At 45.0% G+C, this 12,562-nt stretch carries 10 protein-coding genes; 3 read left to right on the top strand and 7 right to left on the bottom strand.

What is annotated here, in order from left to right; all coding sequences use genetic code 11:
• The first annotated feature begins 25 nt into the window (after positions 1-25).
• Entirely contained in the window at positions 26-778 is a 753-nt protein-coding gene (locus AC58QG_RS09850; RefSeq protein WP_497361871.1) for a helix-turn-helix domain-containing protein, read from the top strand.
• Between the two features lie 78 nt (positions 779-856).
• Here the strand turns inward: AC58QG_RS09850 and AC58QG_RS09855 are convergent, their stop codons facing one another.
• On the bottom strand, positions 857-1,684 hold the full coding sequence (locus AC58QG_RS09855; protein WP_497361872.1) for a sugar phosphate isomerase/epimerase family protein: 828 nt from the start codon (positions 1,682-1,684) through the stop codon (positions 857-859).
• A 14-nt stretch (positions 1,685-1,698) separates the two neighbouring features.
• Positions 1,699-2,892 (bottom strand): Gfo/Idh/MocA family protein, encoded by a 1,194-nt coding sequence (locus tag AC58QG_RS09860; protein WP_497361873.1) that lies wholly within the window; start codon positions 2,890-2,892, stop codon positions 1,699-1,701.
• Positions 2,893-3,010: 118 nt separating this feature from the next.
• Here AC58QG_RS09860 and AC58QG_RS09865 point away from each other — a divergent pair, with 118 nt between their 5' ends.
• Positions 3,011-3,877 (top strand): AraC family transcriptional regulator, encoded by an 867-nt coding sequence (locus AC58QG_RS09865; protein ID WP_497361874.1) that lies wholly within the window; start codon positions 3,011-3,013, stop codon positions 3,875-3,877.
• Positions 3,878-3,967: 90 nt separating this feature from the next.
• On the opposite strand, the gene AC58QG_RS09870 is transcribed toward AC58QG_RS09865, so the two are convergent.
• The 4 genes from AC58QG_RS09870 to AC58QG_RS09885 all read right to left on the bottom strand — a co-directional run bounded on the left by AC58QG_RS09870 (position 3,968) and on the right by AC58QG_RS09885 (position 7,537).
• Positions 3,968-4,876, bottom strand: coding sequence for a fumarylacetoacetate hydrolase family protein (locus tag AC58QG_RS09870; RefSeq protein WP_497361875.1), 909 nt, complete (start codon positions 4,874-4,876; stop codon positions 3,968-3,970).
• A gap of 47 nt (positions 4,877-4,923) precedes the next feature.
• A complete protein-coding gene (locus AC58QG_RS09875; RefSeq protein ID WP_497361876.1) occupies positions 4,924-5,697 on the bottom strand; it encodes an SDR family NAD(P)-dependent oxidoreductase in 774 nt (257 codons plus the stop codon).
• 147 nt (positions 5,698-5,844) lie between these two features.
• Positions 5,845-6,600 carry an IclR family transcriptional regulator gene (locus AC58QG_RS09880; protein WP_497361877.1) on the bottom strand — a complete coding sequence of 252 codons (756 nt, stop codon included), beginning with the start codon at positions 6,598-6,600 and terminating at the stop codon, positions 5,845-5,847.
• 73 nt (positions 6,601-6,673) lie between these two features.
• On the bottom strand, positions 6,674-7,537 hold the full coding sequence (locus AC58QG_RS09885) for a helix-turn-helix domain-containing protein (protein WP_497361878.1): 864 nt from the start codon (positions 7,535-7,537) through the stop codon (positions 6,674-6,676).
• Between the two features lie 146 nt (positions 7,538-7,683).
• Between AC58QG_RS09885 and AC58QG_RS09890 the strand changes: the two genes are divergently transcribed.
• Positions 7,684-10,278 carry a GH116 family glycosyl-hydrolase gene (locus tag AC58QG_RS09890; protein ID WP_497361879.1) on the top strand — a complete coding sequence of 865 codons (2,595 nt, stop codon included), beginning with the start codon at positions 7,684-7,686 and terminating at the stop codon, positions 10,276-10,278.
• A gap of 59 nt (positions 10,279-10,337) precedes the next feature.
• Here the strand turns inward: AC58QG_RS09890 and AC58QG_RS09895 are convergent, their stop codons facing one another.
• Positions 10,338-12,506, bottom strand: coding sequence for a MerR family transcriptional regulator (locus AC58QG_RS09895; RefSeq protein WP_497361880.1), 2,169 nt, complete (start codon positions 12,504-12,506; stop codon positions 10,338-10,340).
• Positions 12,507-12,562 lie beyond the last annotated feature (56 nt).

Consider the following 12,562-nt stretch of genomic DNA (forward strand, 5'->3'; position numbering starts at 1 on the left):
CTTGTAAGTGGAAGGACAATCTGCCATGAACGGACATTTGGATTTTCTATTTCGAACGACAAGGCGACAGCATGAGACGATCACCCCTCATAGGCATCAATGCTATGAATTGGTTTATTATTTACAAGGTAATGGGGCAACTCGTATCGGAGAATACACCTACTCCTTTCAAGGTGACACTTTCACCTTGATCAAACCTCATACCTTGCATGATGAGAAGCATGCAGCTGACTGTGAAGTTTTGTTTATCGGATTTCAAGTGGAGCTTGGCAAATATGCCCTCCGGGAAGGCTTATATCTCGACCAAACAGACGGAACTATTCTTGCATTGTTGCAAAGAATGCTTATTGAGATGCAGAATAAACGCTCCTTCTACTCAGCAAAATTGAATCATCTTGTTGGCGAGTTAGTTATTGAACTCCTCCGCTATGATGAATTCACCTCCCCTGAACCTTCCATCGATAAGGTTTATTACGCAAAAAACTACATCGATGAGAACGTAAGTCAGAAAATTAGTGTTGATCTATTAGCCGAATTGGTTGGCTACAGCTACGATCGCTTCCGTCATCTATTTAAAGAAAAGTATGGTCTTTCCCCTATGCAATACGTGATGTCCAAGCGCTTTGAGTTAGCCAAACGGCTGTTGAAGCAAACGGATCTCCCCATATCTGTCGTTTCAAATGACTGTGGTTTCTCCAACGATACTCAGTTCTGTTCCCTTTTCAAGAAAGCTACTGGGCTCTCTCCTCGTCGATATCGTACGGAAGAATCTAACTAATAGGACTTATGTCATGTTGATAAAAAAAGAAGAGCCGAGCAATGACTGCTCGACCCTACGAAAAATAGGAGTGATATATTATTCCCATGCCATCTCTGCTCGCGTGAGCAGGTCCTTCAAAGCACGAATCGCTGTTACCACGCGTTTGGGATTACTTGCATGAGGCAAATAATGATGCAAATGAGGTTCAACGGAAAGAAATCCCGTAAAACGATGCTCACGTAATTGGAGCATTAGAGCAGCGAGCTGGCCTGCCCCTGCACCTGCAGGAACGAATTGATGCGGCTCCTTCGTTGCATCTTTGACATGGATATAGGCCATGTATGGCTGCAATTTCGGATAAGCTTCATCCACAGGTTTAACTTTGTTCATGACAAAGTTACCGGGATCGAACGCCATACGAAGCGCATTGGAGTCACAATGCTGCAAAATATCCAGAACACGGTCATCCTTCGACCCATACAGATTATTGTCATTTTCTAATAGGATAATTACATTAGCCTGTTCAGCGAGCTCAGTGAGCTGTTTCATTCTGCTCAGTACTTCGTCCCTGCACGCATCTAAATCAGTATTCTCCGGTGGATAATACGAAAAGACTCGAATATAGGGTGTACCTAATGTTTGTGCGGCATGAATCGCACGCTGCATGGCGGCCAACTGAGGTGCAAAATCTGCTGCCACGGGATATTTGCCTATTGGTGATGCGATGGAAGAGACTGCAAATCCTCGCTCATCCAGTGTTTTGCGAATCGACTGTAACTCCTCTTCGTTTAAGTCCAGTACATTTTTCCCCCATACATTGCGAAGCTCGAGATAAGCAAGCCCCTCCTGCGTAAGAACATCAAGCTGTTCTTCCAAATCATGCGAGATTTCATCCGCGAAACACGTTAACTTTACTTTTGACATCGCGATTCCTCCTCTTATTTCGTAGTTCCGAAGGATGCCGACATATCCACGGCCGATTCGGGTACTTGATTCACTTTTTTCACAAAGCTGGATGTGCGAATCTTTTCATTCAAATGGGCCATGAACGCATCGCCATCCAATGGTACAGAAACCGGACGCTTCTCGAAGGAAGATAACATGATGCCATTGGCTAGCGTCAACGCGCCCAAACCTTCCGGTCCCTCAGCAATTAAGTCCACTTCTAAGCCGATCAACCGATCCACCAACCGTCTTGTTACAATGGCATGCCCACTCGGAACTGAGGTGTCGACGGGAACCTCCGTTGGTTCAAGCTCCCATGTTGCGAATTGCTGCTCCGTCTCTTTGGTGAAAGTAAGCATCGATTGCGGGTATTTGTAGTGGAGCAGCTTACCATTTTCAAGCAGCAGTTTCCCGTGATCTCCCACGATTTCCAGACGATTCGTTCCTGGCAGCTCAGCTGTTGTTACTATTAAATGGCCAATCATCCCGTTCGTATGTTCAAAATAAGCTGTTACCTCATCCTCAACCTCGATATCATGGTACTTGCCAATATGGGCATGCCCCGAAATCAACGAAGGCAAGCCAAACAACCATTGATACATGTCTAGTGTGTGCGGACACTGATTCGTCAGAATGCCGCCGCCTTCGCCGGCCCAAGTCGCGCGCCACCCACCGCTGTTGTAATACGTCTGGGAGCGGAACCACTTCGTATGTATCCATGTAGCACGTGTCAACTGACCGAGCTCGCCGCTTGCTACAATTTCCTTCAGCTTCGCATAGAACGGCAGCGTTCTCTCTTGGAACATAATCGCGAATTGCAGGTTCGGATACGTCAGCTTTGCCGCTTCGTAGGCCTCAATCATACGATTCGCATCGTTCACATGCACAGCGATCGGCTTCTCACACATGACATGAATGCCACGTTCGAAAGCTTCGACGGCAATCACAGGATGGTCATAATGCGGAACGGCGATGATTACGACATCGATACCTGAATGCGCTAACATCTCACTGGCGTTATAGTACGCTTTCGCCCCGTAGGTGTCAGCATACTGGTCAGCCTTCTCTTGGTCCACATCACAGACCGCAACCAATGCCACATTGTCCATATCATCCAAGTATTTCAGATGCGTACGGCCAATGTTGCCAATCCCAACAAGTCCAAATTTGATAGTCGATTTACTCATGCATGTTCCTCCCCTATATTGAATATCTCACTTTCATCCTATATCATTCTAATTACTACTTCCTTGAAGAAATTGCCTCAGATATGGATAATCTTGCTCAGTGAAAGAGGGAACGCTGATGATTTCGGACTATTTGACACAATTCGATCAACATGTGTATTTCCAGCATGCCACTAGGAAACCACCTTTTAATGTTCATTTCCATTTGCATAAGGGTTGCGAGATTTTCTTCCTCATCCGGGGAGATGTGAATTACTTTGTAGAGAAAACGGTGTATCCCCTACAGTACGGTGATTTGATCATTACCAATGAACACGAAATTCACAAGCCTGCCCTGACGACCGATGCCATGTACGAGCGCGTTACAATCGAATTTAATCCTGCACTGCTGGCACAATTCCAAACGGAAACGATTCGTCCCTTACATTGCTTCTATGACCGCCCACTTGGCGAAAATAATAAAATCACACTCACCGAACAGGAAACGTCTTCCTTGGTTGATTTATTTCACAAATATGACCACACAAACAAGCATCCCTTCGCTGGCAATGCCCTCGTTAAGCTTGGTTATCTCTTAGAAATCATTTCACTTGTGCAGAGGTGTTTTGAGACGAACAAAGAGATGGAGCTTGGTGTGGGCTTACCCGTTCGCTTGACCCCCATTCTTGCCTATTTGAATCAGCATCTAGCCGAAGATCTCTCCCTAGAGACGTTAGAAAAGCAGTTCTATATCAGCCGATACCACCTCAGTCGCCTATTTAAAAAGCATACCGGCAGTACAATCCACGAATATATCGTGTACAAACGCATCGCGCTTGCCAAAAAGCTGCTAAAGGACGGGGCCAACGTGACCGAAGCTTGCTTGGGCTCTGGCTTTAACGATTATACGGGCTTTTTGCGTATGTTTAAGAAGAAAGCAGGAGTTCTGCCGAGGCATTATGCGAAGCAGGTAAGTACACAGGGAAGTATGCAGATGAGGGAGTAGCGAAACATCCATAAACCAAAAGAGACAACCCGCAGGCTGCCTCCTTTACGAACTAATCGAACTTCTTTTCATATATAAGCAGGAAATTTGCTATACTAGCTCATCTACCATGCGGTTGGTCAAGGCACCTAATTTCTCTATCTCAATCGTAACGACATCACCATGCTTCAAATATACGCGTTGATCTACAGGCTTACCGAGAACAACACCTTCAGGAGTTCCTGTCAAAATAATATCACCAGGCGACAGCGTCATGTGCTGGGAAATATAGCTGACGATTTCATCGCAGTGGAAAATCATATCCGATGTATGTGAATTTTGTCTCGTCTCACCATTCACCGTGCACGTTATTTTCAACTGATTCGGATCACCTACTTCATCAGCCGTTACCAAATAAGGTCCAAGCGGACTAAATTCATCGCAGGATTTCCCTAACAACCATTGTTGGGTACGCATTTGCAAATCACGTGCAGACAAATCGTTCACATTGCAATAACCAAACACATGGCTCAAGGCATTCTCTTTGGAAACATATTTAGCTTGCTTGCCGATCACGATAACCAGCTCAGCTTCATAATCAACTTGACTTGTAACGCGATTCGGAAGTGGGATGTCGTCGCCTTGCGATGCAATCGTATTATTGAATTTATTGAATAAGATCGGATATTGCGGGATTGCGGCATTCGTCTCTTCGGCATGCTTGCGATAATTTAAGCCAACGCAGATGATTTTGCCAGGCTGTGTCACACAGGGTCCATAATTAACTTGGGATTCATCCAAAAGGTATGGGATTCCCTCTCTAACATCCTCCACAATTCTTGCTATATATCGTTCAAGCTGAGGGATCACCGTTGTAGCGTTGCCAATAACGGACATGATGTCAGTTGGAAGCCCCTCTTCAGGAAACGCTTTCAGAGCCTCGTTAATATCCAATACATATTGCTCCAGTTTCACACCAAGATGAAGACTACCGGATTGATTAATTGTGACGAGCTTCATTAGGAAACATCCTTTCTCTTCCATTCATTGATTTCAATAGTACTTATTTACGCGTTTTTACCAAACACAGCACCGCCATCAATATATAACGGCGAGCCCATCATGAATTTGGATTCATCCGAAGCTAGGAATAACGCGGCTTGCGCAACATCCTCAGGTGTTCCAAGCTCATCGCTAAGCTGTCTACTTTTCAGAGAGGCAATCGCAGCCTCAGGATCATCATAAGAGGTTTTTAAATAATTCTCAACAAAAGGTGTTAAAATCGTGCCCGGCAGGAGAGCATTCACACGAATTTGGTAGGGAGCATAATCGACTTGCATCGATTTGGTCAACGCCAGTACTGCTCCTTTCGTCGCAGCATACGATGCGCGTCTGGCTAACCCAATCTCCGCAATACAGGAGGACATGTTGATAATAGACCCGCTGCGCTTCTCCATCATGTGAGGGATAACATATTTGGATGGCAGAAACACGCCGCGAATGTTCACTCGAATGACCCGATCCCATTGCTCAGGCTCAAGTTCATGAAGGGCGCCAACACCGCTAATACCGGCATTATTAAAAAGCACATCAATCCGTCCACAGACTTCGATTGCCCGGTCTACCATCGTCTTAACGGATTCAGGATCAGTTACGTCTGCCTGCAGGAAGAGCGCTTTCCCACCATTAGCTTGAATTTCGGAAGCCGTTTCCTCACCCTTGATCGCATCCAAATCATTTACAATGACATGCGCCCCTTCTTGTCCAAAAAGCAGCGCTGTGCTCTTCCCAATTCCTGATCCAGCACCTGTAATCATGATTACCTTGTTCAGCAATCTCATTTGGTTTCACCTCGTAGTTTATTATAATAAACTTAGTTTTGTATTTAAAAGTATAGATTTAGTTTAGCATCCGCTTTCTATCTCGTCAATGCACAAAAAAACCATCTGTTTATCCGAATTCCGGATAGACAGATGGTTTTGGCAATTCTAGAAAACGGCTGACAATGCGTGTGCCAGCAGCTTCATCTCTTCCATCGCCAGCGCGTGTTTCAGCGACCATTGATGAACAGGCATGGAGCAGCTAACTGCCGCAATCGGCTCATCGTTACGATCAAGAATCGGCATGGCCAAGCAGCAAAAGCCGAGGACAACTTCTTCTTGATCGACCGCGTAGCCGTATTCTCTTGCGATGCGGAGCTGTTCCAGCAGCTCCGCTCCGCTTCGAACTGTGTTCGGCGTAAAGGCTTGGTAGCTGCCTTCCTCAAAGAAGGCGAGCACCTGCTTTTCTTCCAAAGCAGCAAGCAGAACCTTGCCCATAGCCGTCGCGTACGCGGGTAAACGCATGCCAGGCTCAGAGATGAGACGGACTTGTGTTGCTCCCTCTTTCTTGGCCAAATACACGAGCTCGCCTTTCTCCAAGCGGGCTAACTGAACGGTTTCACCAAGTCGCTCCACGGAACGGCTTGCCTTCTCCTCAAATAGCTTCACCAGAGACATGCCCGCGAAATAAGCGTTGCCAATCACACCGAAGAAGGAGCCTAACGCATAGGTGTCCCCTTTTTCTTTGATCACCCAATTCAAGGTCTCCATCGTATGTAAAAGGGAAAACATCGTGCTTTTATTAATCCCCGTCGCTGCGCTCAAATCCATTAATTTCAACTTCGAGGGTTGCGCTGCAACTAGCTGGAGCACGTCTTGTGCTCGTTCCAGTGCGGGGACCCAGTATTTTCGATCCATGTTCATACCTCGCAGACTCCACATGCAGACTTTGTTATTCGATGATAACACAAAGTGCGAGCCGGTGTAAGGGAGCTGCTTACAAACCGCCTCTCCTCCGATGCACGCCAGGCGTCACGCCGGTTGCTGCTTTAAATGCTTTCGAAAAGTGATGTACATCAGTAAATCCACAATACTCGCTTACTTTTTGAATCGAAACTTCTTCCTTTAGTAGCTCCAATGCATGTTCCATTCGCAATTTCATCAAGTATTGATAGGGTGTCATCTGAAAATGCTGCTTAAAAAGCACGTTAAATCGGGATGATGATAAACCAGCTCTTTGAGCCATATCCGCGACTGTTATAGGTTCAGAAATGTGAAAAGCGAAGTATGAGGTGATCCAGTTTAGAAAAGGCTGATGCGTTCGTTGTGGAGATTGCGGCTTCATGTACTGTTTGAATACGAGCGTGATCCACTCATGAGCTAGTTGATTGGCTTCCATGACGCCTAAATAGGTTTGTAATTGCCAGCATTCGATCATTTTCAAGACGAGATCTCGCATTTTATTTGGTTGGGTAGTCTCTATCTTAAAAGGGATTCGAATATCCGCACATTCATGCAATCTGGGCTGTGTGTAAGCCCTGTACGGGGACATGTCCAATTGTCCAGGGCGGGTTACGAAGCTTTCTTCTCGATATGAATTATAAAAGAAATCGAGATGGATATATGGGTTAATGGTATTGTTGAGTCCTTTGATGGTATGCAGATCGCCAGGTTGAAGAAGGCATAGATCGCCCTCCTTCAAGGCATGTTTATGTCCATTGATCTGGATCTCGAACTGGCCTTCTTGCACATAAAAGATGATGTAATCCAACAAATTGCGTTCACCTAGGAAAAAAGGCGGGCGGATTGCATAATCAGCAATACGAATATAGGGGGCTATTGCATAATCCTCTAGAATCATCTGAATCCTCTCTTCCAAGATCTCAATTCAGTCGTTTTTCACACTACAAATACTTGTAATTTACAAAGGAATCGCTGAGTCGTTCCCTTATACTAAAGATACTATTTGGGTTCTAGTATACCATTTCCAGAAGCGAGGTTGAAGCCATGAAAAACGTGTATAAAGGCCATAAAACAAGAGAAATTAGTTTTCCATTAGGGGGAATTGGCAGTGGAAGCATTGGTCTTGCAGGCAACGGTCGACTCGTCGATTGGGAAATTTTCAATCGCCCCAACAAGAAGAGTTTTAACGGTTTTAGCCACTTTGCGATTAAAGCAGAGCGCGACGGCGTTGTTGTCGATGCCCGTGTGCTTCAAGGCGATATGCAAGCTCCCTATGTGGGGGAATTTATCCGCGGTGGTCCCTTGCACAGCGGATATGGATTTGGTCCAGAGAGCCAGACGATGGCTGGAATGCCTCATTTTCAAGAAGTAACGTTTAAAGGGGAATTCCCTTTGGCAGAAATGACATTCGCAGAGCCGGCTTTCCCTGGAAATGTTCGATTAGTAGCCTTTAATCCCTTTATTCCGCTCCAAGCGGATGATTCAAGCCTACCTGCCGCCTTCTTCGAGTGGGAGCTTGAAAACACAACTGATAGCCTTCTTTCCTATACGTTATGTCTTTCGGCCAGCAATCCGATGCCAACCGAGAAAGTCGTACACGCTTACAGAAATAGCCCTGGCGAGCATGACCGCGAAATACATATGATTAAGCTAGGCTCAAATCAGTATAAACATGATGATCCCCAATTTGGGGATATCACGATCGCTACGGATGCTGTGAATGTCAGTTATCAAGATTTCTGGTACCGAGGTAATTGGTGCGATAATTTGGAAATGTTCTGGCATGATTTCAATCAACCTGGGCCTTTGACAAATAGACAGTATCCTGAGGATGAGAGCCCTCCGCATCGGAAGGACACGGCATCGTTAGCCGGGCATATTGAATTGTTGCCTGGTCAGAAGCAAAAGATCCGATTTACGATCTCGTGGCATTTTCCACTTGTAACCAATTATTGGAACCCTAACGCATCCGGTCCTAATAGTTGGACAAATTACTATGCAACGTTGTTCCAAGATTCTCAGTCAACCGCACTATATGCTTTCGAGCATTGGGATCGTCTGTTTGGGGACACCATGGCTTTTAAGGAAGCTTTATTCTCATCCACTATGCCAGCGGTTGTGCTTGACGCCGTTTCATCTAATCTATCCGTTATCAAAACAGCGACAAGTCTACGCCTGACGGATGGTTCCTTCTATGGGTTTGAAGGATCCATCGCCGATACCGGCTGTTGTGAAGGCTCCTGCACCCATGTGTGGAACTACGCCTATGCATTGCCATTTCTGTTCCCTTCCTTGGAGCGCAGCATGCGCGATCTCGACTTCACGTATAATCAACGCGAGGATGGTCGCATGTCCTTTCGATTGATGCTGCCACTCGGACGAGAAAGAAATAACTACCGCGCTTGTGCGGACGGCCAATTCGGCGGTGTTCTAAAAGCGTATCGCGAATGGAAAATATCAGGAGATACCGCGTGGTTGCGCTCGATTTGGCCAGCTGTTAAACAATCGATCGAGTATGCCTGGGCTGATACCAACGAAGACAAATGGGATCCTGAGAAGAAAGGTGTTCTAACTGGGCGCCAGCACCACACCTTGGACATGGAACTATATGGAGCCAACTCCTGGCTAAGCGGATTTTATTTGGCTGCCCTAAAGGCAGGAGCAGAAATGGCTTCATTTCTAAGCGAAGAGAACACCGCTGATACCTATATGCAAATCTTTGAAACCGGGAAAGCATGGGTTGACGAGCACTTGTTTAACGGTTCTTATTATGTACAGCAAATTGATTTAACAGATAAAACGATTCTTGATCCATTTGGTGAAGATACCGTGAAAAGCTATTGGAATAAGGAACTTGGCGAGATGAAATATCAAATCGCAGAAGGCTGCGCAATCGATCAGGTCATCGCCCAATGGCATGCCAATCTGTGCGGATTAGGTGAGATTTTCGATAAAGAGCAGACACGAACCGCATTGAAATCCTTATACCAGCACAATTTCAAAGCAAGCATGCGGCAGGAAGCGAATACTTGGCGGCTGTATGCACTCAATGACGAGGGTGGGCTTGTCATCTGTACATGGCCGAAAAGCGTTAGCAAGCCGGCCATTCCGTTGACTTACAACTCGGAAACGATGACAGGATTCGAATATCAAGCCGCCTCACATATGATACAAGAGGGATTCATCGAGGAAGGGGTTTCCATCGTAGCCGCTATTCGAGATCGGTATGACGGCGAGAAACGTAATCCATGGAATGAGATCGAGTGCGGCAGCAACTATGCAAGATCAATGGCTAGCTACTCCTTGGTTCAGGCTTTTAGCGGCTTTGAATATAACATGGTCCATGGGATGATTGGCTTCCGCCCCGCTCAACTGGTTGATGGTAGGTTCCGTACCGTGTGGTCGCTGGATATGGGCTGGGGGACATATGAGCAAACAGCTGAGCAGATTCAGATACAGGTGCTAGGCGGAAGGCTGGAGCTGAGCAGATTGAAGCTTCGTATGGAGCAGTTGTTATTGATTCAACATATTCGACATGACGAGGATATCGTAGCGTTTGAAATATACGACGATGAAATCCGCATGGCATATCCGCTCAACATGGCGTCACAATCATCACTTATCATTGCACTCTGCTAGGCCCAGCATGAGAAAAAACGCCACGCTAATCGTGTGGCGTTTTCTTGTGCCTTCCTGACTCAGATACCCAAAAATTTGGCAAGCTTATCAAGCAAGCGTTGTTGGGATGACAACTGTATCGTTATATTGTCAAATCGATTGTCTAGTAATTCTTCATTTGTAACAACTTGATTATTAACTGCCTGTTGTATAAGATCATTTAATTTCTGATTATTGATCGCGTAATTATTCCGCATTTCTTGCTCTAATTCTGTGATACTTTCCTTATGTTGCTTTCGCAATTCATATGTCACTGCATGCATTTCATTAGAGAGATTTTGCTCCAAAACTTCAGTGATCTTGGGTTGAATGGTCTGGAGTTCTTGCTCTATCTTCGTGATACTTTCCTGAAGTTGATTCTTCAACTCACTTGTTGCTGCCTGCATTTCACCCCTGAGATTTTGCTCCAGAGCCTCTGTCAACTTGGGCTGAATCGTATTGAGCTCCTGGAGTTCTTGTTCCAACGTCGAGACACTTTCTTGAAGTTGATTCTTTAACTCACTTGTTGCTGCCTGCATTTCACCTCTGAGATTTTGCTCCAGAGCTTCTGTTATCTTAGGTTGAACCGTATAGAACTCTTGAAGTTCTTGTTCCAACGTCGAGACACTTTCATCAAGTTGTTTCTGTAACTCATTGGTCGATGCAAGCATTGATCCTCTGAGATTTTGCTCCAGAGCTTCTCTCAACTTGTGTTGAACCGTATAGAACTCTTGGAGCTCTTGTTCCAACGTCGAGACACTTTCATCAAGTTGATTCTTTAACTCATTCGTCGATGCAAGCATTTCTCCTCTGAGATTTTGCTCCAGAGCTTCTATCCTCTTTGGTTGAACGGATTGGAGCTCTTGGAGTTCTTGTTCCAACGTCGAAACACTTTCTTGAAGTTGCTTCTGCAACTCATTGGTAGATGTAAGCATTTCTCCTCTGAGATTTTGCTCCAGAGCTTCTATCACCTTTGGCTGAACGGTATGGAACTCTTCGAGTTCTTGTTCCAACATCGAGATACTTTCATGAAGGTGCTTCTGGAGTTCATTGGTCGATGCAAGCATTTCTCCTTTGAGATTTTGCTCCAGAGCTTCTATCCTCTTTGGTTGATCGGATTGGAGCTCTTGGAGTTCTTGTTCCAACGTCGAAACACTTTCTTGAAGTTGCTTCTGCAACTCATTGGTAGATGTAAGCATTTCTCCTCTGAGACTTTGCTCCAAAGCTTCTGTCATCTTGAGCTGAACGGTATTGAGTTCTTGTAGCTCATCTTCTAACTTCGTGTAGCTTTCATGTTGCTGCTCCTGCAGCTTCTTTGTCCCTGCAACCAAATCAGCTTTGAGATCGTGCCCCAGCGTTTCTATCAGCTTAGGCTGAACGGTATAGAGCACATGCTGAAGTTCATTAACTTGATCAGAAACACTCTTAAATTGTATGTTGAGTACATCAACGTTAGCGGCAACTTCGTTGCTGTCATCTTGTTCAATTACCTCAGTTACTTTGTACGTAAAAATCTTGATAATATTACGCAGTTCTGCAACTTCTTGGGATATTCCATTAAATTGAAGATGTAAGGATTCTGTCATGTTGGTAATCCGCTCATCTTGATGAGCATCCTTGGCAACTTCGATCATTTTTTCCATAAATGTAAGTACAATATTTCGAAGTTCTTCAACTTCACTTGTTAGCTGATCAAATAGAACGTTAACGTAATTTTTAGTTGGTCCTACTTGTCTACCACTTGAGATTGAAGATATTCCAACCATTTGATTCTCATCAACTTGTTCGTTTGTCTGCCTTGGTGTTTTATGTGCTTCTATTTTTTGCGCTAGAAACTGTACCAAGTTACGTAATTCCAAGATTTCATCGCTTAAAAGGGGGTTAGATTTGTTGTCAGTCTGAGGTGCTTTCAATTCAGGAACGATTGCAGGAGAAGGAGCTGCAAGGTTCTCTTCAGCATTAGACGTTCGAATTTCCTCTTTCCGGTATATTTCCTGTAAATTTTCGATAATAAACTTATGTGATCGATTGGCATCCTTCATCTTTGAAATCATTCGAAATACATCAACAGTCTCTTCTGAGTATCTTAATGTTCCCCCTACAGCGATGGTTGGAAGAAAATCAGCAAATAGCTTCGACCATTCCACTATCGTTCCTTGCGTTTTTCTAAGTTTACGTGCGATTTCATTGACCTTATATGTCCTTTTCATATGTTAACGATCATATCCTTTCTTCTTATATCCCGTAGGCTTAGGCATCTATAACA

The sequence above is a fragment of the Paenibacillus sp. J22P169 genome, from assembly GCF_059691995.1.

Coding starts and splice junctions, on each gene's coding strand:
- AC58QG_RS09850 (WP_497361871.1), top strand. CDS start 26: ATGAACGGACATTTGGATTTTCTATTTCGAACGACAAGGCGACAGCAT.
- AC58QG_RS09855 (WP_497361872.1), bottom strand. CDS start 1,684: ATGTCAAAAGTAAAGTTAACGTGTTTCGCGGATGAAATCTCGCATGAT.
- AC58QG_RS09860 (WP_497361873.1), bottom strand. CDS start 2,892: ATGAGTAAATCGACTATCAAATTTGGACTTGTTGGGATTGGCAACATT.
- AC58QG_RS09865 (WP_497361874.1), top strand. CDS start 3,011: ATGATTTCGGACTATTTGACACAATTCGATCAACATGTGTATTTCCAG.
- AC58QG_RS09870 (WP_497361875.1), bottom strand. CDS start 4,876: ATGAAGCTCGTCACAATTAATCAATCCGGTAGTCTTCATCTTGGTGTG.
- AC58QG_RS09875 (WP_497361876.1), bottom strand. CDS start 5,697: ATGAGATTGCTGAACAAGGTAATCATGATTACAGGTGCTGGATCAGGA.
- AC58QG_RS09880 (WP_497361877.1), bottom strand. CDS start 6,600: ATGAACATGGATCGAAAATACTGGGTCCCCGCACTGGAACGAGCACAA.
- AC58QG_RS09885 (WP_497361878.1), bottom strand. CDS start 7,537: ATGATTCTAGAGGATTATGCAATAGCCCCCTATATTCGTATTGCTGAT.
- AC58QG_RS09890 (WP_497361879.1), top strand. CDS start 7,684: ATGAAAAACGTGTATAAAGGCCATAAAACAAGAGAAATTAGTTTTCCA.
- AC58QG_RS09895 (WP_497361880.1), bottom strand. CDS start 12,506: ATGAAAAGGACATATAAGGTCAATGAAATCGCACGTAAACTTAGAAAA.